Here is a 20,397-nt window from a genome sequence, read left to right as displayed (position 1 = left end):
GCCAGTGCCGGACGCTTCACGGGCTACAGCACGGCGGCGAGCCGCGTTCCCTGGTCGATCGCGCGTTTCGCGTCGAGTTCGGCGGCGACGTCGGCGCCGCCGATGAGGTGCACCGGCAGGCCCGCGGCGCGCAGCTCGTCGGCGAGGTCCCGCACGGGCTCCTGACCGGCGCAGACGACGACCGTGTCGACTTCGAGCAGCCGCGGGGTGCCGTCGACGGCGATGTGCAGGCCGGCGTCGTCGACGCGGTCGTAGGTGACGCCCGGGATCTGCTCGACGCGTTTCGCCTTGAGCGCGGCGCGGTGCACCCAGCCCGACGTCTTGCCGAGCCCGGAACCGATCCCGGACTTCTTGCGCTGCAGCAGGAACACCTGCCGCGGCGAGGGCTCGGGCTTCGGCGTCGCGAGACCGCCGGGCGCCTGTTCCGGGTCGGTGACCCCCCACTCGGCCATCCACGCGTCGCGGTCGAGCGCGGGCGAGTCCGCGTGCGTGAGGAATTCGCTGACGTCGACGCCGATCCCGCCCGCCCCGATCACGGCGACCCGCTCGCCGACCGGCTTGCCGTGCCGGACGACGTCGACGTACGAAAGCACCTTGGGGTGGTCGATCCCGGGCAGCGCCGGCACGCGCGGCGCGACGCCGGTGGCCAGCACGACCTCGTCGAAGCCGGTCAGTTCACCCGCGGACACGCGCTTTCCGAGGTGCAGCTTCACGCCGGTGACCTCGAGGCGCCGCCGGTAGTAGCGGATCGTCTCGGCGAACTCCTCCTTGCCCGGGATCTTCCGCGCGATGCCGAACTGGCCGCCGATCTCGTCGTCGGCTTCGAACAGCTCGACGCTGTGCCCGCGTTCGGCCAGCGCGGTCGCGGCGGACAACCCGGCGGGACCGGCGCCGACGACGGCGACGTGCTTCGACCGCCGTGTCGGGGCGAGGGTCAGCGTGGTTTCGTGGCCGGCGCGCGGGTTCACCATGCAGGACACGAGCTTGCGCTTGAAGGCGTGGTCGAGGCAGGCCTGGTTGCAGGCGATGCAGGTGTTGATCTCGTCCTCGCGGCCGGTCTCGGCCTTGCGGATCCACTCGGGGTCGGCGAGGAACGGCCGCGCCATCGACACGAGGTCCGCGTCGCCGCTGCTCAGCGCTTCCTCGGCGACCTGCGGCATGTTGATCCGGTTCGACGTGACGACCGGGATCCCCACGTGCGGCTTGAGCTTCCCGGTCACCCAGGTGAACGCGGCACGCGGCACCGACGTCACGATCGTCGGCACCCGGGCCTCGTGCCAGCCGATGCCGGTGTTGATGATCGTCGCGCCGGCCGACTCGACTTCCTGAGCGAGCGCGACGACGTCTTCCCAGCGCTGACCGCCCGGCACGAGGTCCAGCATCGACAGCCGGTAGATGATGATGAAGTCGTCGCCGACCTTTTCCCTGGTGCGCTTGACGATTTCGACGGCGAACCGGCGGCGCTTCTCCGGCGTGCCACCCCAGGCGTCGGTGCGCTTGTTGGTGCGCTCGGCCAGGAACTGGTTGATCAGGTAGCCCTCGGAGCCCATGATCTCGACGCCGTCGTAGCCCGCTTCGCGTGCGAGAGCGGCGCAGTCGGCGAAGGCGCGGATCTGCTGACGCACGCCGTAGCCGGTCAGCGCGCGCGGCCGGAACGGGTTGATCGGCGCCTTGATGCTCGACGCCGACACGCTCAGCGGGTGGTAGGCGTACCGGCCCGCGTGCAGCACCTGCAACGCGATCTTGCCGCCGGCCCCGTGCACCGGCGCGGTGAGCTGCCGGTGCTGCTTCGCTTCGGCCGACGTCGTCAGCTTGGACGCGAGCGGCAGCAGCCAGCCGGTCTTGTTCGGCGCGAACCCGCCGGTGACAATGAGCCCGACGCCGCCGCGGGCGCGTTCGGCGTAGTACTCGGCCAGTTCGGGGAAGTGCGCGGCCTTGTCTTCGAGACCGGTGTGCATCGACCCCATCAGGACGCGGTTGCGCAGCGTCGTGAAGCCGAGGTCGAGCGGCGACAGCAAGTTCGGGTACGGGGTCATCAGGCGTCCTTGGGGTGGTGGAGGGCGGCGAGGACTTCGTCGAACCACTCGACCTGGCCCTCTTCGACGCGGATGCCGCCGCGCAGGACCAGGTACTGGTGCAGGTGCTGGCCGTGCAGGCCCGCGGGCGCGGGGAAGTCGCGCCTCTCGATCTGGCGGTAGACGTCGAGGCGTTCGGCGTGCGCGGCCCGGTGCCGGACGATCTCTTCGGCGACTTTGGCCGGGTCGCCGAAGGAGGCGCCGCGGATCTTCACGGCCAGTTCCACGGGGCCGGCCGACGGGTCCGGCTCGGCGAGCCAGCGGACGAGTTCGGCGCGGCCGCCGTCGCTGACCGTGTAGACCTTCTTGTCCGGCCGCCCAGACTGCGCGACGACGTCGACGGCGACCCAGCCGGCCTCTTCCATCCGCTTCAGCACGCGGTAGATCTGCTGGTGGGTGGCGCTCCAGAAGAGCCCGATCGACTTCTCGAACCGGCGCGTGAGCTCGTAGCCCGAGCCGGCGCGCTCGGACAGCGAGACGAGGATCGCGTGCTCCAGTGCCATGGTCCGAGGGTCCTATGCAACGAGTTGCAGTGCAACGAGGCGCGCATCACTTCACCCCCTGAGGGGGATAAATCGGGTCGACTTCACCGGCGAAAAGACCAGGATGGAGAGGGTGCACCCGGTACTCGAACTGATCTCCGAACGGATGGCGACCGGCAGTGTCCCGGGCGAACGCACCGACGGCAGGCGCCTCGCGCTCGCCGTCGAAGGCGGCAGCAGCCGCGGCACGTACTCCAGCGGCATGGTCCTCGCGCTGGACGAACTGGGCGTGACCCCCGCGTTCGACGCGGTCTACGGCTCCTCGGCCGGCGCGCTGAACGGCGCGTGGCTGCTCTGCGGCCGCTCGTCGACCGGCGTCCGCACGTGGTGGAACCCGGTCGTCATGCGCCGGATCATCAACCCGCTGCACACCCTGCGCGGCCGCGCGGTGATCGACCTCGAATACCTCGTCCACCAGGTCTATTCGGTGCTGGAACCGATGGACTTCCCGGCGATCCTGGCCAACCCGGTGACGTTCCACCCGCTGGCCACCGACGCCGACACGGGGGAGTCGACCGACCTGCACCCCTTTCTCGACGACGTGGACGCGATCAAGGTCGCGCTCGCGGCGTCGTCGTGCATGCCGGTGCTGGCCGGCCCGCCGATCCCGATGGCCGGCCGCCGGTTCGTCGACGCGGGTGTCGCCGAGCCGATCCCGTACCGGACGGCGCTGGCCCAGGACGCGACGGACGTCCTGGTGCTGCGCACCCGCCGCGCCGACGAACTGCCGCTGCCGCCGCCGCGCGCCTACGACGTCGTCGTCCCGCGTTTCCTGCGCCGCCAAGCCCCGGGCGCGATCCCGGCGTGGCGCGACACATACCGCCGCGACGTCGAGGACGAGGAGGTCCTGGCGTCGGACCCGCGGATCCTGACCGTCCGGCCGCCGAACGGGTCACCGGACGTGGCGGTGCTGGAGCGCGATCCCGCGGTGCTGCGCAAGGCGGTCGACCTGGGCAAAAGCGCGGTGCTCGACGTGCTGGAAGGCCTGCGCGAAGCGTCCTAGGGCTTGCGCGCGACGCCGCCGATGACCCGGGACTCCGACGGCGAGCCGGCGAACACGGTGTCGTCGTCCGGGTGCCACGCCGGCGCGTAGACGAGCCCGGGTTCGAGCATCGGCCAGCCGCCGAAGAAGCGTTCGAACTCGGCCATCGGGCGCAGGAAACCCGGGTTCGTCGTGGTCTCGTAGTACTCGAGCAGGTCGACCAGCGCCTGCCGCTCGTCTTCGCTGACCGGGTTCTCGTTCGTCATCTGCGAGAGCACCAGCAGCGAGCCCGACGGCAGCCGGTCGCGGTAGTACGCCAGCAGCTCGTCCGGCTCCTGCTCGTCCTTGATGAAGTGCATGACCGCGTTGATCACCAGCGCGACCGGCTCGCGCACGTCGATGACGTCGGATGCGGTGACGCGGTCCCAGAGGTCCTCGGGCTGCAGGAAGTCCGCGGCGATGGCGTGGTGGCGTTCGGGATCGGCGGTGTCGGCGAGCAGCAGCGTCGAGTGCGCGAGCGCGATGGGCTCGTTGTCGATGTAGAGCACCCGGGTGTCGAGCTGCGCACTGGTGTCATCTGCGACCTCGTGCACGTTGCCGGCGGTCGGCAGGCCGGAGCCGATGTCGATGAACTGCCGGATCCCCTCGCGGACGCACTGCCGCACCGCGCGGCCGAGGAACTGCCGGCTCGTCTTGCAGTACTCGCCCATCAGCGGCAGGCGCGCGCGGACCTTCTCGGCGAAGTCGCGATCGATCGCGTAGTTGGTGTGCCCGCCGATGAAGTAGTCGTAGATCCGCGCCGCGGACGGCCGGTCGAGGCTGCTTTCGACGGCCTTCAGCGCGTCGTCGTGGTTGATCATGCCGGTGCCACTGCCTCCCGGTAGGCGTTCACCGACTCTGTCAGGCGGTCCAGTTCCGCGCGCAGCCGGGCCACCCCGGCGTCGTCGAGGCTCATCGCCGTGCCGATCACGTCGGGGATGCCTTCGGCCTTCTCGCGCAACGCTTTCCCGGCGTCGCTCAGGCTGACGCGGACCGAGCGTTCGTCGTCGGCCTGGCGGTTCCGGAGCACCAGGCCGGCGGTCTGCAGCCGCTTGAGCAGCGGCGAAAGCGTGCCCGAATCGAGGTTCAGCTCGGCGCCGAGCTCCTTCACCAGGCGGTGGTCCCGCTCCCAGAGCGCCAGCATGACCAGGTACTGGGGGTAGGTCAGGTCGAGGTCTTCCAGGACGACCCGGTACAGCGACGTCACCGCGCGCGACGCCGAGTACAGCCCGAAGCAGAGCTGGTCGTCCAGCCGCAGCGATGCCATGGCGTCCTCCTCTCTCGTAACACTCCATGGTTCCCGACATCGTGCTGCGCGGCAACTTAAGTGCGCTACATCTCATTGGACGTCATTCAGTTGTGCACAACTGAGTTGCGAGCTATCTTCATGGCGTCAGCTTGCTTCACCCCGAGGAGGACGACATGACCGCCAACCCGCACAACCTGGCCCTCGAACCGGCCGCGCAGGCGTTCGCCGAGGCCACCGACCAGCCGCCGTACCTGTTCCAGCTGCCGCCGGCCGAAGGGCGCAAGGCCGTCGACGGCGTCCAGGACGGCGACGTCGCCATGGCCGACGCGTCGATCGAGGTGCTGACGGTGCCGGGCGGCCCGACCGGTGAGGTCGAGACCCGGATCGTCAAGCCGGCGGGGGTCGACGGCCCGCTCCCGGTGATCATCTACATCCACGGCGCCGGCTGGGTGTTCGGCGACTTCCACACCCACGAGCGGCTGGTGCGCGAGCTCGCGGCCGGCGTCGGCGCGGCCGTCGTGTTCCCCGAGTACGACCGCTCGCCGGAGGCGCGCTACCCGGTCGCGATCGAGCAGAGCTACGCCGTCGCGAAGTGGGTCGCTTCGAACGGCGCTTCGCAGGGTCTGGACCCTTCGCGCATCGCGATCGCCGGCGACTCCGTCGGCGGGAACATGACCGCGGCGCTGACCATCCTGGCCAAGCAGCGCGGCGACGTCACCTTCAAGCAGCAGGTGCTCTTCTACCCGGTCACCGACGCGAACTTCGACACCGAGTCGTACACGAAGTTCGCCGAGGGCTACTTCCTCGGCCGCGAGGGCATGAAGTGGTTCTGGGACCAGTACACGACCGACCCCGCCCAGCGCGCGGAGATCACGGCGTCGCCGCTGCGCGCGTCGCTCGACGAGCTGGCCGGGCTGCCGCCGGCGCTCGTGATCACCGGCGAGGCGGACGTGCTTCGTGACGAAGGTGAGGCGTACGCGGCGAAGCTGCGTCAGGCCGGCGTTGCCGTCACGGCCGTCCGGTACCAGGGGATCATCCACGATTTCGTGATGGTCAACGCGCTCCGCGAGACCCACGCGGCTGAGGCCGCCATCACACAGGCCATCACCGTCCTGACCCGCGCTTTGGGGAAATAACTGAGAAAACGCTGAGCGCCCCGCACGTTGCGGCCCTATGACGCAACTCACAGGGCCGCAACGTGCATGCATGCTCAAACGTGATATATACGCGAGTCCGGGGGGTTCCGGGTGCGCATTCACCGCCCGCCCGGAAGGACCGATCCCCATGAACCTGAGCAGCATCCGGCTCGATTCGCCGGTCAACATGACCGTGATGGTCGTGTTGACGCTGCTCGCGATCATCGCGGTCCCGTGGTACTGGGACCGCTGGAAGCGCAAGCGCTTGTGGCGCAGCGCCACGATCCTGCTCGCGGTCGTGCTCCTGGTGGTGACGACCGGCATGGCGGGCAACCTGATCGGCGGCTTCTTCCCGACGGTCGGCTCGCTGCTCGGCACCGGCTCCTACGCCGGCCAGGGCACGGACGCGGAGGCGTCGCAGAACGGCGAAGACCTCGAAAAGCTGCGCGACACGGGGGTGGCGCACGCGAAGGAGGGCAAGGGCACGGTCGTCCACATGAAGGTGACCGGCCGGCGCACCAAGCTGACCCGCGACGTCACGGTCTACCTGCCCCCGCAGTACTTCGACGCGGCGTACAAGGAACTGCGGTTCCCGGCGATCGAGTGGATCCCGAACTACCCGTCCGGCCCCGAGGTCTTCACGAGCGGCTACCACATGCCGGAGCAGCTGGACACGGCGATCGCCAAGAAGGTTCTGCCGCCGACGGTGGTGATCGTCCCGGACCCGACGGGCGTCCCGAAGGTCGGCCACGACACGGAATGCGTCGACGAGGTCGGCGGAACGGCCAACGACACGTACTTGACGGCGGACCTGCGCGACTGGGCCCTGCAGAAGCTGGGCGTGTCCGCGAGCCGCCGCGCGTGGACGATCGCGGGCTGGTCCTCGGGCGGCTACTGCGCGATGAACCTGGTGACGCGCCACCCCCAGTGGTACGCCCAGGCGGTCAGCGTGAGCGGCTACGACAAGGCCCAGGTCGACGCGGAGACAGAAGACCTGTTCCACGGCCGCCAGGACATCAACGACGCCAACAACGTCCGGGTGAACGTCCGCCTCCACCCGTCCCCGGTCGAGATCCTGGCGATTTCGGGGGAGAAGGAGAACTACGAGAGTTTCGCGATCGACCAGATCCGCGCGGCGGCCCGGCCCCCGGTGCAGTTTTCGTCGTGGCGAGTCCGGGACGCGGGGCACAACATGAACACGTTCAAGTCCCAGATCCCGGACGTGCTGGCGTGGATCGGAGCGCACACGTTGGCCCCGGCGTCGGCTGGGCGACAGGTCGAGACCACCGGCGGAGTGCTGCCGTGGCCGCTGCCGAAGTCGGGAGCGCGTGGGGCATTGGCGGAAACGGACCAGTAGGGACGCGGGTCGCGCCGCGAGCCGCTTAGCCGCCGAGCCGCGAGTCAGGCCGAGCGCGGCGCCGTGGGCCGCCGCCCAAGTTGCCGCGCCGAGCCGAATGCCGAGCGCGGAGCCGGGAGCGCGTCGCCCCCCGGCCCCCGCCGCCGCGCCGAGCTGTCGCGATGCCGCGCCGCCTTCTTTGTCGCCGGGCGCTCAGCCCAGCAAGGCCGAAACCACCGCCGTCACCCGCTTCGAAGCCGTCGCGTAGTCCACCGAGGCCGGGTGCTCGCTCAGCACCACCACGATGTACCGGCCGTCCTCGCCCACCACGCCCGAGGTGTGCAGCATCCGCGTCGGCCGGCAGCACGACCAGCCCTGCTTCACCGCCCACGGCCGGTCGCCGGCGGCGTCCGGGATGCCGAAGTACTGCCGGAAGCCGTCGGATCCCCGCTCGGTCGCGGCGCGCAGCGCGGTCATGATCGCGCCGGGCCCGTGCGCCAGCAGGTACTGGTAGATCTTCACCACGTCCTTCGCCGTGATCCGCGTGTCGCCCCACCGCCCCGGATCCTCGGGCGCCTTCGTCCCGGTGAGGCCGATCTTCTTGGCCCAGCCCGTCACGATCGACGGCCCGCCGTAGGCCGCCCAGAACCGGCTCGCGAGGTCGTCGTCGCTGCGCGACAGCATCCGCTGCACGTCCGCCGTGGGACCGCCCTGCTCCAGCCCCGACAACGCGATCAGCAGCTTCACGAGCGACGCCGACGTATATCCGCGGTCGGCGTGCAGCGAGACGGTCGTCGTCCCGCGCTGCCGGTCGAACACGACGGCGCTGACGTTCCCGCTCCCGACGATCCGGTCGAGCTCGGCGGCGTCCAGCTTGGACGGCGGCGCGGCCTTGGGCGTCGCGGACGGGGAGGGCGACGGACTGGGCGTCGGCGTGGGTGTCGGCGTCGGATCGGCCGATTCCGACATCGTTGTCACCGCTTGTGTGACGGCGATCGCTCTGGGCGGCTGAACGGCACCGTGACCGACCGTCACCGCGACCGCGCCGATCGCCCCCACGCACAGTCCCACCAGGAAGATGCCGCTCAGCTTGCGCATGATCCGGATTGCCGGAAGCGCGCCGCGGCGTTCCCCGAATCGGGTGACTTTGTGGGATAGGTCTCGAAGCGACCCGGATCCGGGAACGGGACCGGGGCCTGCGGGCAAGCGCCGTCGTTTCGCTGCCCGTGTTCGCGGGGTACCTGTGTGCGGTGACGATCGTCACCACACTCTGGGAAGGACTGGAGTCATGACTCACGCGAAAGGCGCACGCATCCGGGTTCGCGGCCTGCAGCCGGCGCAGGTGCTGGCCGGGTTGGCCGGGATCGCGTTCCTCGTCGTCGGCATCATCGGGTTCACCAGGACCGGGGTCGGGAACTTCTCCGGCCACCACGACGCCGGGTTCTGGCGGTTCTCCGGCAACCCGCTCATGAGCCTGGTCCGCGTCGTGACCGGCGTCGTCGGCCTGCTGCTGGCGTTCGGTTCGGGCCGCGCCCGGACGTTCGGCTGGCTGCTCTTCATCTTCTACGGCGCCCTGTTCGTGTGGGGCCTGATGATCGACGGCCTGATCACGACCAACCCGTTCGCCAACGCCGGCAACCCGATGGACCTCGGCCGCGCCGACACGTGGCTGCACCTCGGTGTCGCCGCGCTCGGTCTGCTGATCGCGGTTCTGCCGGCCCGCCGCACCATCCTCATCCCGGAAGACGAAGAGGTGGTCGACGAGCCGACCGTCGTCGAACAGCGCACCGACCGCACCGCGGACACCGACCGCGTCGTCACCACCGACGAGCGCCCGCGCCGCCGTTCGTTCCTTCGTCGTGGCCACGACGAAGGAGGCCCGGAGGTCGCTCGCGAAGAGCGTCCGCCGGGCCTCGCCCACTAGGGAGTCCGTGGCTCAGTAGGTGGTACCACCGGAGCCGGAGTTGTTGCTGCTCCCAGCGCCACTGTTAGCCGCCGGAGCCTGGTTGGCGGTGGAGCTGGGGGTGGTACCGACCTTGCAGCCGTTGGGCTCGATGACGAACCAGGTGCCGTTGACGCCCATGCCGTTCGCGTCGCCCGGCTTCAGGTCCTTCGAGAAGGTGTAGACCGGCCAGCCGCCGATGGTGACCTGCTCGGTGCCGTCGGAACGCTTGATGCTGCCGAGGAGCTTCGACTCGATGCCCTGCAGCTCGACCTTGCCGTTGGAGAGGACCGGCGGCCAGGTCTTGGCGCAGTCGCCGTTGCAGGTGGACGTCTTGGCCTTCTTGGTGTCCTTCGTGAAGAGGTAGAGGGTCATGCCGTTCTGGTCGACGATGGCTTCGCCGAGCCCGTCGATGTTGCTGGCGCTCAGCTTGACGACGCCGGCTTCGCTCGCGGCCTGGCCGGCCTTGCCGCCCTTGGCGTTGGCGGCGTACCAGGCGCCGCCGACGCCCTGGCCGTTCGCGTCGCCGGCCTTGGTGTCCTTGGCGTAGCGGTAGAGCGCCCACCCGCCGACGGTGATCTGCTCGGTGCCGTCGGAGCGCGTCACCTTCCCGACGAGGTTCTTGTCGACGCCCTGCACCTGAACGTCCCCGGTGGACAGCACGGGTGGCCAGGCCTTGGCGCAGTCACCGTCGCAATTGGACTTCGGCGGCTTGGCCGTGTCCTTGTCGAACCGGTAGAGGGTCATGCCGTTCTGGTCGGTGATCACCTGGCCGACGCTCGCGACGTCCGCGACGACGAGTTTCGACTCGTTCGACGCGGGGGCGGCGTTGCCGACCTGCCCGTTGGCGATCTGGCCGCCGCCGGTGCCACCGGCCGCTGCGGGGGCGATGACCGGCTGAGCAGTTTCGGCACCCGAGCAAGCGGTGAGCACTGCCAGCCCGGCTGCCGCCGCGGCGACGGAGACGGCGATGCGCGTGCGAAGCATGGAAGTTCTCCTTGTGTCCGTTGGATTTCCCGCCGCTCGGTGCGGCTGCTTGATACCCACTACACGGACCCCTGCCGGAGGCGGTTCAAAGAATTTTCGCTCCCGCTTCGCCCCAGGTCAGAAACCCGCCGTTTCCGGCGGCCCGCCCAGCGCCCGGTCGACGAGCGTCCCGGCGGCGCCGGTGTACGTCGCCGGGTCGAGCAGGGCGTCCAGCGCGGCCGGCGTGAGAACGTCGGTGATCGCGGGCAGCTCGTCGAGCACCTCCCGCAGCGGCCGCTCGTCGCGGACGGCGCGTTGGGATTCCTCGCCGAGCAGCTCCTTGGCCTTCGCTTTGCCGAGCAGCGGCGCGAGCACGGCGGAGAGCCGCTCGGAGACGATCAGCCCGTGCGTCGACGCCACGTTCGCCCGCATCCGCTCAGGCCTCGCGCTGAGCCCGCGTGCCAGTTCGAGGGCGGTGTGCGCGGCGCCCCCGGTCAGCCGGAGGCATTCGCGGACCAGCTGCCACTCGGCGTGCCAGACGCCGGCCGAGCGTTCGTCTTCGGTCAGCATCGACTGCGTGACGCCCGCGGCCAGCACGGGCACCTGCAGCGCGGCCGAACGGATCAGCGTCGCGAGCACGGGGTTCCGCTTGTGCGGCATCGCCGAGGAGCCACCCCGCCCATCGGCGGCCGGCTCGACGACCTCGCCGAGCTCGGTCCGGGTGAGCGTCGTGACGTCGACGGCCAGCTTCCCCAGCGCCCCCGCGGCGAACGCGAGCGCGCCGGCGAGGTCGGCAACCGGCGTGCGCAGCGAATGCCACGGCAGGACGGGTGCGGCCAGCCCGGTCTCTTCGGCGAACGCGGCGACGAGCCGTTCGGCATAGCCGCCGCCGGCGGTGGCGGCTTCGGCGGGTGCGTCGGGGAGATCCTGGCCCCCGCCCCCGCCCCCGCCCTCCCGCTCCCCTGCCCGCCCAGCGTCCGCGGCCCGCGCCACCTGCCCCTCCTGCGCGGCGTCCGCCAGGCGGGCGTACTCGACGTACGCCGCCAGCGTCCCGGCCGCGCCGCCCAGTGACACCGGTAGCCCGCCGTCCAGCACGCGCCGGAGCCGGACGGCCGCGTCCAGCACCAGCTGCCGCCAGCCCGCGGCCTTGAGCCCGAACGTCGTCGGGACCGCGTGCGCCGTCAGCGTCCGGCCGGCCATCACCGTGTCGCGGTGCTCGCGCGCCAGCCCGGCCAGCGCCGCCGCCGTCGCGTCGAGGTCGGCGACGAGCGGCCGCAGCGTCCGGTCGGCGACCAGCATCATCGCCGTGTCGAAGATGTCCTGGCTTGTCGAGCCGCGGTGCACGTACTCGGCAGCCTCGGGCGCGATCGCGCCGACGGCCGTCGTCAGCGCCTTCACCAGCCCGACCACCGGGTTCGCGGTCGCCCGCGACCCCCGAGCCAGCTCGACGACGTCGATCCGCGCGCCGCGCGCGGCCTCCGTGATCGCGTCCGCGGCCTCGCTCGGCACCGTCCCGAGCCGCGCTTGCGCCCGGGCGAGCGCGGCCTCGGCGTCGAGCATGGCGCGCAACCAGGCCTCGTCGCCGGTCGACGCTTCGGCCGGCGTACCGGCCCGGACCGGGGACAGGAGTCCGGAATCGGGGTCGACGCTCATGCCGTCAGCATCGCACGCACCCAGCCGAGGCTGCCTTCCCGCAGCCGCGTCTGGCAGGCTCTCCCGCCATGAGTAGCGCCACGTCCGACCAGGACATCGCAGCTTCCGAAGCCCGCGGTTTCGCCGCCGAGCGCCTCACCTTCTTCTCCGACGCCGTGGTCGCCATCGCGATCACCCTGCTCGCGCTCGAGCTGCCGCTGCCGGAGGGCCCCACCAGCGCCGAACTGCTGCGTTCACTCGGGCATCATCGGTCCGGATACATCTCCTTCCTGATCAGCTTCGCCGTCATCGCCGCGCACTGGCGCGCCCACCACCGCCTGTTCCACTTCGTCACGACCGTGCGCGGCGGGCTCCTGAGGGTCACCTTCGGCTGGCTGCTGATGATGGTGCTCATGCCCTTCGCCACGAAGGTGATCTCCGAGGACGGCGGGTTCGAGTTCCGCTTCGTGTTCTACGCACTGGTCCAGATCATCGCGCTGGTGCTGTTCCTCGTGATGATCCAGCAGATCCGGCGGCACCACCTCCACCGCGAAAGCACCCCGCCGGAGCTCTTCGGCGAGTTCTACCGCGGCATCGGCACGATGCTCGTCGCCTTCGCCGTCTCGATCCCGGTCGCCTTCTTCACGCAGTGGGCCTACGCGTGCTGGATCGTCATTCCTGTCCTGGGCAGCCTCCTTTTCCGGCTTCGCCGCCCGGCGGCGCGAGCCTGAGCCGTCATTCGCCGGTGGCGCCGTCGATCCGTTCGCGGACCAGGTCGGCCTGGCCGATGTGGCGTGCGTACTCGCCGATCATCCGCAGCATGAGCCAGCGCAACGTGAACGGCTTCCCCGTGCTGATCCGCGTCCCCGTCTGATCCATCGAACTCGCCGCGACGATCTCCCGGGAACGCTCGCATTCGGCGTGCCACAAGGAAAACGCCTCGCCGACGTCACCGTCGAGCGACGTGAAGTCCTGCTCCGGGTCTTCGTCGGAGTAGTAGAGGTTCGGGAGGTCCTCGCCCGCGAACTGGATCCGGAACCACCACCGTTCGACGCCGGTGAGGTGCCGCAGCAGGCCGTGCAGCGTCAACGTCGACGGTGGTACCGAGCGTTCGGACAGCCTGGCCGGGTCCAGGCCTTCGCACTTCATCTCGAAGGTGCGCCGGTAGTAGTCGAGGCTTTCGGTCAGGGCCTGGCGCTCGTCCGCGACCGGCGTCGGGTCGGACCGGTCGCCGGTCAGGCGGGCCGGGGCGGCGACTGGCGTGGTGTGTTCGGTCATGTGCGGAGCGTGCCACGGGGGTCCGACAATTTTCGGGCCACCGCCGTGCCCGGTGACCCGGCAACCGGCGTGAAACCCCAGTTCAGACACGGTTTCAAGAACCCGGTAACGAAAGTCCGGGTGGGGCGATCTGATCTTCGTCAGCTGCTGCGATCACCCGTCCCCACCCCGGTCGGAGCGGCACCCTTCGTCCGGAATCAGGAGATCACGACCATGGAGCGAACCGGTCGAAGAACCGCCGTGCTGGCCGCGTTGACCGCAGCGGCCCTCTTCATGGCCCCCGCTGTCGCGTCCGCGGCGCCGGCACCCAGCTCGATCGACGTCAGCGACACCGCGCTGCACCCCGGCGACACCTTCACGGTCACCGAACAGCTGTACAACCCGACGGACTTCACCGTCACCGGCGCGAAGGCGGCGGTCTACGCCAAGGAAAAGCCGATCGTCGAGCTGGTCGACCTGGTCTCGTGCGCCGGCACGATCGGCTGCGACCAGTACCTCAGCAGCTACCGCGGCGGCGTCGGGGACCTGGGCGCGGGCGAGAGCCGCACCGTGACGTTCACCTTCCGCGTGAAGGAGGACGCAGCCGGCGAGTTCACGCTGCAGCACCAGTTCGCGGGCGACAACTACGCGTTCGGCGTCGAAGACGGCCCGGCCGTCACGATCACGCCGCCCGCGAAGGCCGACGTCAAGGTCGCGCTGACCGCCACCCCGCGCGCCGGTCTGGTCGCCCGCGTCGACTACGTGATCACGGTGTCGAACACCGGCCCGGCCACCGCGACGGGCGTCCGCGTGGCGGCCAACGCCGGCTCGGGCCGCACGATCACGTCCATGACGGGCTGCACCCGCTCGGGCGCGAGCCTGAGCTGCGCGATTGGCACGCTGGCCTCGGGCGCGTCGACGACGGCGAAGTTCACGTCGGAGGGCGGCTTCTTCGCGTGGGGCGCGTTCACGGCAACGGCCCAGCGGACGGCCAGCACCCCGGCCGACCCGGTGGCAGCCAACGACTCGGCGTCGAAGAAGTGCACGGCCTACACGGGGCTGTACGTCACCTGCTGACGTCCGTCCACATCGGAGCGAGTACGGCGCCGAGCGAGCTCGGCGCCGTACTGCGGCGGGCCGGTGAGGATCAGCAGCAAACCGGACATGCGGGCACCATGCGGCGTGAGCGGGCGCGGAGCCAGTCTTGACCTTGGCGACGGCGTCAGACGGACCCGGTGTGCGGGTGGGTGCGGGGGTCCTGGCTAAACTTGGGGCGCGGGCCGTTAGCTCAATTGGTAGAGCTGCGGACTTTTAATCCGTAGGTTCTGGGTTCGAGCCCCAGGCGGCCCACCATTCCCCGGCCTGATCGACCGGGGCGACAGGCGGTGAACATGAACACGACCAGGCGGCTGATCGTGCTCCGGCACGCCAAGTCGGACTGGTCCGACGACCTCCCCGACCACGAACGTCCGCTGGCCCCGCGCGGGATCCGTGACGCACCCAAGCTCGGCCGCTGGCTCGTCGAGAACGGGTACATCCCCGAGTACGTCCTCTGCTCCACCGCGCGCCGCACGCGAGAAACCTGGGAGCGCGTGAGCGAGGTGCTCCCGAAGAGGCCGCCGGTCGAGTACGACGAGGATCTCTACGGCGGCAGCCCCGAAGAGTTCCTCAAAGCCGTCCGCCGGATTCCGCCCGGAGTCACCACGCTCGCCCTCGTCGGGCACGAGCCCGGTGTCAGCGAACTGACCCTGGACCTCGCCGGCTACGGGGACGACACCCGGTTGGTCCAAACCAAGTTCCCCACCTGCGCTGCGGCCGTGCTCAGCACCGCCGACACCTGGGCGAGCCTCGGCGCGGCAAAGCTCGAAGCCTTCTTCCGCCCGCGCGACTGACCCCTTGAGGCATTGCCTCAGCGATGTTCACATGCGTACCCTCCATTCACTCACAGGATGAATGTTCATATTTGTGAATGGAGCGGACATGGTTCTCCGCCACACCGTCGTGGCCGCGCTCGCCGTAGCGGGCGTCCTCACCTCGACAACGACGGCCGCCGAGGCAACGACGAAGCACGGCTGCACCGTCCCGGTCATCGGGGCGATCTGCGCGCCGCAAACCGTCGTCCTCGACGGCACCCAGCTGCTACGCACCAAGTTTGCCGCCCTCGTCGGGGAAAAGACCTCCAAGACCGCCCTCGGCAACCTGCTCAAGCAGGCCAAGACCGACCTCACCACCGGGCCCTGGAGCGTCACCACCAAGAAGCAAGTCCCGCCCAGCGGCGACAAGCACGACTACCTCAGTCTCGCGCCCTACTGGTGGCCCACCACGCAGCCGACCGCCGAAAACCCCTGGGGCTGCCCGTTCGTGCAGAAGGACGGCCAGCGCAACCCCATCGTCGACGAGATCACCGACCACGCCTACCGCGGCGACGCCTTCGCCGCGATCTACCGGCTCGCCCTCGCCTGGTACTACACCGGCGACGCGCGCTACGCCCAGCGCGCGGCTCTAGACCTGCGTACGTGGTTCCTCGACGCCGCCACGAAGATGAACCCGAACATGAACTACGCCCAGGGCATCCCGTGCAAGGTGGACGGCCGTGGCATCGGCATCATCGAGTTCTCCTACACGCTTTCCCAGGTCGTCGACGCCACCGCGATCCTCGCCACCGGCGCCCCGGGCTGGACGAACACCGACCAGGCCGGCATGACCGGCTGGTACACGCAGTTCCTGACTTGGCTGCGCACCAGCAAGAACGGCACGGACGAAGCCAAGGCCCAGAACAACCACGGCAGCTTCTACGACATGCTGGCCGCCGCGCTCGCGCTCGGCACCGGGCAGCGGGACCTGGCGAAGACGATCACCGAAGCCGCCGGGCCGAACCGCATCGCGCCGCAGGTCAACGCCGACGGCTACCAGCCCGCGGAAGCGAGCCGGACGCGCAGCTGGCACTACTCCAACTTCAACCTCGTCGCGCTGACGCGGCTCGCCCAGATCGGCAAGCACGTCGGCGTGGACCTGTGGCACTACACCGCACCCAGCGGCGCGACGCTCTTCAAGGCGGTCGACTTCCTGATCCCGGCCGCGACGACCGGGCAGTGGCCGTACCCCGAACTGGACTTCCGGCCGTACGCCGCGCTCGACGTCCTGCACGCGGCGGCCGACGCCGGTGACAAAGCGGCGCGGACGGCGTTGCCGCGCGTGCCCGTCGAACCCGGAGGCGACCTCTACCCGATCCGGCCCGCCGCGGAACAGCTCGACGACATTTCGACGTCCTGAACAAGTGAGGGCCCGGCCAGCAGGCCGGGCCCTCATCCAAAAGAATCAGACGCCCGCGACCTGTGAAATCCAGCTGCGATAACGCGTGATGTTCGTGTACGCCGTGTTGGTCGACCGGTCGCTCGTCGACGCGACGCCGACCTGGCGGCCGGAAGCGAACATCGGGCCGCCCGAGTCGCCGCCGGCGGTGATGCCGTTGACGCGGTTCGCGCACACCGCGACGCCGCCGGTGTAGTCGCTGCAGCTGATCGAATTGACGCGGACCGTCGCGACCTTCAGGTACCGCGACTGGCAGTTGATCTCGGAGCCGCACTGGCTGGTCGCACCCCAGCCGTACACCGAGACGTTCTGGCCGACCGAGACGTCACCGACGCTGCCGAGCGGCGAATAGGTGGCGTTCACCGAGGTCGTGAGCCGGACGATCGCCAGGTCGGCGCTGCCCGGGTACCGCGTGATGGTGGAGCCGGTGGCCGTCGTCCCGCCGCTGGTCTGGTCGAGGCTGCCGATCCGGAACGTGTACGTCCCGGAGCTGCTGACGCAGTGCTTCGCGGTCAGGATGTACTGCGGCGCGATGATCGTCGCGGTGCAGTTCTGCTGGCCGTTGACGAACAACCGGGCCGCCCAAGGACCGCTCGAGGCGGTGCTGCCACCGATGATCGACGGCTGGGCCTGCGGGGTGGTCTGGGCCGCCGCCGGGCCGCCGAGGCCGACGACGGCCAGCGCGGTACTCGCGGCCAGCAGCACGAACTTGCCGAATTTCACGCTCACTCCTTTTCGTGCGGAGAACCCGCACGGGAAAGCCGGTGGGGACCGAACGAGAAGAGTGTCCGAGTTTTCGGGGAATGTCCGGAACCGACGAAAGTCCGGTGGCGTCCGTATTTATTTCGCCGAATGGACTACGTGCTGTTCCCGTACTGTTCCGCGCTCAACCCACGGGTGGACACCCACTTCAATCCGCGGCTTGAGGACTCCGGCGGCGCGCCGCCCTAGCGTTTCCGAGGGAAGCCGGAGGGGGAGACATGAGTGTGAAGGCCGAGCGGGTCGCGCTGGGGATGGTGCTGGGGGTCGCGGCCGCGTTGTGGGGCTGGGCGCTGGCGAGGCCGCTTCAGCCGTACTACGCCGCCGCGGTGCACTCGATGTCCCGCGACGTCTCGGCGTTCTTCTTCGCGGGCTTCGACCCGGTTGGCGTCGTCACGGTCGACAAGCCGCCGCTCGCGTTCTGGACCCAGACGCTCGGAACGGTCGTGTTCGGCTTCCACCCGTGGGCGATCGCGTTGGTCCAGGTAATCGAGGGTGTGGCCGCGGTGTTCGTGCTGCACCGGGTGGTGCGCCGCTGGGCCGGTCCGCAGACCGCCCTGCTGGCCGCGGCGCTGTTCGCGCTGACGCCGATCACCGCGGCGATCAACCGCGACAACCTGCCGGACACCCTCCTGGTGCTCCTGCTGCTGCTCGCCGCCTACTGCGTCACCCGCGCGCTCGAGAACCCGCGGTGGCTGGTGTGGGCCGGGGTGTTCGTCGGGCTCGGATTCCTCACGAAGATGCTCGCCGCGTGGATCGTGCTGCCCGCTCTCGCGCTGGCCTACTTCGTCGCGGCGCCCGGCTCGCGAGGCCGACGGCTCGCGTGGATCGGTCTGGCCGGCGTGGTGACGCTCGTCGTGTCGCTGGCCTGGCCCGTCGCCGTCACGCTGTGGCCGGGCGCGAAGCCGTTCGTCGGCAGCACCACGGACGGCTCGGTGTGGCAGCTCGCCTTCGGCTACAACGGCGTGACGCGGCTAGTCGGCGGGTCGACCGGGATCGGCGGTGGCTACGGCGCCACGGTCGGCGCGGCGCTCGGCGGCGGCCCGGGTCCGCTGCGGCTGTTCGACGCCGAGGTCGGCGGGCAGATCGCGTGGCTGCTGCCGCTCGCGCTGGTGTCCCTGGTCGTCGCCGCGTGCCGCGCCCGGGGTGCCGCGCCGCGCGTGCGGGCCGGCTGGGCGTTGTGGGGTGGCTGGCTGGTCGTCGTCGCCGCGGTCTTCTCGTTCACCGGCGGCATCTTCCACGCGTACTACACCGCCGAGCTCGCCCCGGCGATCGCGGCGCTCGCCGCGTCCGGGCTGGTCACGGCGTATCGCTGGTCTCCGCGGTTGCTCCTGCCGGCTGCCGTAACCGGGACGGCGGTGCTCGCGTATGTCCTCCTCGACCGGACGCCGGACTGGCTGCCGTGGCTGGGGTACGCCGTTCTCGCGCTGGCTCTGCTCACCGTCATCGCGGCGCTTCTGCGGACTCCGCGCGTGACGGCGATGCTCGGGTTGCTGGCCATCGTCGCCGGCCCAGCCGCCTTCGTCGTCGACACCGCGGTGCGGCCGGTCAGCGTGCTGGAGACCGCCGATCCGGAGGCCGGCCCGCCGTCGACGGCCGCGTTGCACACGATCGTCGGCCTCAACACCGGCCAGGGCGCGGCGGCGGGATATGTCCGGTTCATCGACAGCGCGTACCAGCTCAGCGCGGGGCAGCGGGAGGTACTGGCGTACGCGCAGGCGTCCACCGCGGAGGTCACCCTGGCCGTCGAAGGCGGGACGTACGGCGCGGACCCGTTCCTGCTGAACACCGACGCCCGAGTGGCGCCGTTGGGCGGTTACCTCGGCTTCGATCCGGCGCCGTCGGCGGCCGACCTGCCGCGGTGGGTGTCGGCCGGACGGCTGCGGTTCGTGCTGTTGCCGCAGGTCTTCGTCGACATCGGCCGCGGCGCCTCGAGGCAGCGGACGGCGGTGGCCGCCGCGACCGACGCCGGCGAGCTCCCCCGTCGGGTCGGGTGGGAGGCGAAGCACTGCCGTCCGGTGCCGCCGGCGCTGATCGGCCCGGACGCCGCCGGGGCGGGGGTGCTGTTCGACTGCGGGGTCAGGCCGTGACCTGGGCCGGGGCGGTGCGGCGCAGCCAGTACAGGCCGATCACCGGCAGCACCAGCGGGATGAACAGGTAGCCCTCGCCGTAGACCGACCAGACGGTCGGGTGCCGGAACGCGGCCGCGTCGACCAGGCTGAGCGTGCCGATGGTCAGCACGCCGAGCAGCTCGATGGAGCACGCGGTGAGGGCGACGCGCCACCAGGTGTCGCCGCGCTTGGCCAGCGCGATCGTCGCGACGATGTAGACGACCGCGGCGAACGCCGAGAGCAGGTAGGCCAGTGGTGCTTCGTGGAACTTCGTGCTGATCTGGACGCCGGCGCGCGACGTCGCGGCCAGCGCGAAGATCGCGTACACGGCGACGAGCACCCGTCCGGGGCCGGAGGCCGTCCTACGCTGTTGCTCCACTCCACACCTCGTTCAGTCGCAGCACCATCACCGGGATGGCCAGGCAGGCGATACCGAGCACGGCGGTGCTCGACCGGCTCCGCTCGGCCAGCGCCCAGGCGGCGCCGACGGGCAGCACGACCAGGCAGCCGATCAGGTAGGCCAGGTAGGTCGCCAGGCTGCCCGGCCGGTCGCCGCCGGCGAGCAGCACGATCCCGATCACCAGCTGGACGACCAGCAGCGCCTCGACGACGGCGATCCCGATCAGGAGCGGGTTGTCCGGCAGCCGGTTGCGGGCCGACTGGACGAAGCTCCAGAGCGCGACGAGCGTGGCCGCCACGGCGACCGTCACGGCGAATCCGAAGATCACCCGTTCCTCCTTCCGGTCCGCCGGCCGCCAACTTACTCCGTGGTACCGGTGGGTCCGATCGCCGAGGTGCCCGGGGCGTGGTGTGGGCCACCCGGGCTGCTCCACAATGGACACCTCCGCGTCGACGAGGTGGGCCAGTGCCTCGAAAGTTGATCACCGGATCGGCTTGATGGCATTCTGCCAATTCGCCGGTTTATTCCGCGTAATCCTTGTGCGGACCTGGGGGAATGTCGTAAAAAGCTTCGTGTTACACCCCGACAGGGTGGTTGGCGACCAGTCAAGAATCACGCTGGGTTCGACTCCCGACTGGTAAGTGACCTTTTTGCCTACC

General features: G+C 70.3%; 20 protein-coding genes and 1 tRNA gene. 10 read left to right on the top strand and 11 right to left on the bottom strand.

What is annotated here, in order from left to right:
- Positions 1-23: 23 nt before the first annotated feature.
- Together ACZ7OH_RS11815 and ACZ7OH_RS11810 are read right to left on the bottom strand one after the other, a co-directional pair.
- Complete coding sequence (locus ACZ7OH_RS11815; RefSeq protein WP_470280762.1) at positions 24-2,036, bottom strand: FAD-dependent oxidoreductase; 2,013 nt, start codon at positions 2,034-2,036, stop codon at positions 24-26.
- Positions 2,036-2,578: a PadR family transcriptional regulator gene (locus tag ACZ7OH_RS11810; RefSeq protein ID WP_470280761.1), complete on the bottom strand. Its 543-nt coding sequence runs from the start codon at positions 2,576-2,578 to the stop codon at positions 2,036-2,038. Before ACZ7OH_RS11810 ends, ACZ7OH_RS11815 begins: the two co-directional genes overlap by 1 nt.
- Positions 2,579-2,681: 103 nt before the next feature.
- Here ACZ7OH_RS11810 and ACZ7OH_RS11805 point away from each other — a divergent pair, with 103 nt between their 5' ends.
- Positions 2,682-3,620: a patatin-like phospholipase family protein gene (locus tag ACZ7OH_RS11805; protein WP_470280760.1), complete on the top strand. Its 939-nt coding sequence runs from the start codon at positions 2,682-2,684 to the stop codon at positions 3,618-3,620.
- Here the strand turns inward: ACZ7OH_RS11805 and ACZ7OH_RS11800 are convergent.
- Both ACZ7OH_RS11800 and ACZ7OH_RS11795 read right to left on the bottom strand, forming a co-directional pair.
- Positions 3,617-4,459 carry an SAM-dependent methyltransferase gene (locus tag ACZ7OH_RS11800; protein WP_470280759.1) on the bottom strand — a complete coding sequence of 281 codons (843 nt, stop codon included), beginning with the start codon at positions 4,457-4,459 and terminating at the stop codon, positions 3,617-3,619. The two genes, ACZ7OH_RS11805 and ACZ7OH_RS11800, sit on opposite strands and share 4 nt — an antisense overlap.
- Entirely contained in the window at positions 4,456-4,905 is a 450-nt protein-coding gene (locus tag ACZ7OH_RS11795) for a MarR family winged helix-turn-helix transcriptional regulator (protein WP_400901290.1), read from the bottom strand. The genes ACZ7OH_RS11800 and ACZ7OH_RS11795 overlap by 4 nt, the downstream gene beginning before the upstream one ends.
- A 155-nt stretch (positions 4,906-5,060) precedes the next feature.
- Between ACZ7OH_RS11795 and ACZ7OH_RS11790 the strand changes: the two genes are divergently transcribed.
- A complete protein-coding gene (locus ACZ7OH_RS11790) occupies positions 5,061-6,023 on the top strand; it encodes an alpha/beta hydrolase (RefSeq protein ID WP_470280758.1) in 963 nt (320 codons plus the stop codon).
- 148 nt (positions 6,024-6,171) lie between these two features.
- Entirely contained in the window at positions 6,172-7,380 is a 1,209-nt protein-coding gene (locus ACZ7OH_RS11785) for an alpha/beta hydrolase (RefSeq protein ID WP_470280757.1), read from the top strand.
- A 192-nt stretch (positions 7,381-7,572) separates the two neighbouring features.
- On the opposite strand, the gene ACZ7OH_RS11780 is transcribed toward ACZ7OH_RS11785, so the two are convergent.
- Positions 7,573-8,457: a serine hydrolase gene (locus ACZ7OH_RS11780; RefSeq protein WP_470280756.1), complete on the bottom strand. Its 885-nt coding sequence runs from the start codon at positions 8,455-8,457 to the stop codon at positions 7,573-7,575.
- A 190-nt stretch (positions 8,458-8,647) separates the two neighbouring features.
- On the opposite strand from ACZ7OH_RS11780, the gene ACZ7OH_RS11775 reads away from it, so the two are divergent.
- On the top strand, positions 8,648-9,283 hold the full coding sequence (locus tag ACZ7OH_RS11775; protein ID WP_470280755.1) for a DUF4383 domain-containing protein: 636 nt from the start codon (positions 8,648-8,650) through the stop codon (positions 9,281-9,283).
- Between the two features lie 12 nt (positions 9,284-9,295).
- Here the strand turns inward: ACZ7OH_RS11775 and ACZ7OH_RS11770 are convergent, their stop codons facing one another.
- Together ACZ7OH_RS11770 and ACZ7OH_RS11765 are read right to left on the bottom strand one after the other, a co-directional pair.
- Positions 9,296-10,288, bottom strand: a complete 993-nt coding sequence (locus ACZ7OH_RS11770) for an SCO0930 family lipoprotein (protein ID WP_470280754.1) — start codon at positions 10,286-10,288, stop codon at positions 9,296-9,298.
- 117 nt (positions 10,289-10,405) lie between these two features.
- Positions 10,406-11,920: a lyase family protein gene (locus tag ACZ7OH_RS11765; RefSeq protein ID WP_470280753.1), complete on the bottom strand. Its 1,515-nt coding sequence runs from the start codon at positions 11,918-11,920 to the stop codon at positions 10,406-10,408.
- A gap of 68 nt (positions 11,921-11,988) precedes the next feature.
- Here ACZ7OH_RS11765 and ACZ7OH_RS11760 point away from each other — a divergent pair, with 68 nt between their 5' ends.
- On the top strand, positions 11,989-12,630 hold the full coding sequence (locus ACZ7OH_RS11760) for a TMEM175 family protein (protein WP_470280752.1): 642 nt from the start codon (positions 11,989-11,991) through the stop codon (positions 12,628-12,630).
- Positions 12,631-12,634: 4 nt separating this feature from the next.
- Here the strand turns inward: ACZ7OH_RS11760 and ACZ7OH_RS11755 are convergent, their stop codons facing one another.
- Positions 12,635-13,177 (bottom strand): DinB family protein, encoded by a 543-nt coding sequence (locus ACZ7OH_RS11755; RefSeq protein ID WP_470280751.1) that lies wholly within the window; start codon positions 13,175-13,177, stop codon positions 12,635-12,637.
- Positions 13,178-13,390: 213 nt separating this feature from the next.
- Here ACZ7OH_RS11755 and ACZ7OH_RS11750 point away from each other — a divergent pair, with 213 nt between their 5' ends.
- From ACZ7OH_RS11750 to ACZ7OH_RS11735, 4 genes are all read left to right on the top strand, one after another.
- Positions 13,391-14,233: a COG1361 family protein gene (locus tag ACZ7OH_RS11750; RefSeq protein ID WP_470280750.1), complete on the top strand. Its 843-nt coding sequence runs from the start codon at positions 13,391-13,393 to the stop codon at positions 14,231-14,233.
- 200 nt (positions 14,234-14,433) lie between these two features.
- A tRNA-Lys gene (locus tag ACZ7OH_RS11745) sits at positions 14,434-14,509 on the top strand.
- Between the two features lie 38 nt (positions 14,510-14,547).
- Entirely contained in the window at positions 14,548-15,048 is a 501-nt protein-coding gene (locus ACZ7OH_RS11740; protein WP_470280749.1) for a SixA phosphatase family protein, read from the top strand.
- A gap of 88 nt (positions 15,049-15,136) precedes the next feature.
- Complete coding sequence (locus ACZ7OH_RS11735) at positions 15,137-16,429, top strand: alginate lyase family protein (protein WP_470280748.1); 1,293 nt, start codon at positions 15,137-15,139, stop codon at positions 16,427-16,429.
- Positions 16,430-16,474: 45 nt separating this feature from the next.
- Here ACZ7OH_RS11735 and ACZ7OH_RS11730 read toward each other — a convergent pair whose 3' ends face one another.
- Positions 16,475-17,191 (bottom strand): S1 family peptidase, encoded by a 717-nt coding sequence (locus ACZ7OH_RS11730; RefSeq protein ID WP_470280747.1) that lies wholly within the window; start codon positions 17,189-17,191, stop codon positions 16,475-16,477.
- Positions 17,192-17,448: 257 nt separating this feature from the next.
- On the opposite strand from ACZ7OH_RS11730, the gene ACZ7OH_RS11725 reads away from it, so the two are divergent.
- Positions 17,449-19,317, top strand: coding sequence for an ArnT family glycosyltransferase (locus ACZ7OH_RS11725; RefSeq protein WP_470280746.1), 1,869 nt, complete (start codon positions 17,449-17,451; stop codon positions 19,315-19,317).
- Here ACZ7OH_RS11725 and ACZ7OH_RS11720 read toward each other — a convergent pair.
- Positions 19,307-19,678 carry a hypothetical protein gene (locus ACZ7OH_RS11720; protein ID WP_470280879.1) on the bottom strand — a complete coding sequence of 124 codons (372 nt, stop codon included), beginning with the start codon at positions 19,676-19,678 and terminating at the stop codon, positions 19,307-19,309. The two genes, ACZ7OH_RS11725 and ACZ7OH_RS11720, sit on opposite strands and share 11 nt — an antisense overlap.
- A gap of 22 nt (positions 19,679-19,700) precedes the next feature.
- Entirely contained in the window at positions 19,701-20,066 is a 366-nt protein-coding gene (locus ACZ7OH_RS11715) for a hypothetical protein (protein WP_400901252.1), read from the bottom strand.
- Positions 20,067-20,397 lie beyond the last annotated feature (331 nt).

It is taken from the genome of Amycolatopsis sp. NPDC114478, from assembly GCF_055633805.1.
Note: the sequence above shows the minus strand (reverse complement) of the source record. Positions and strands in the feature narration are given on the sequence as shown.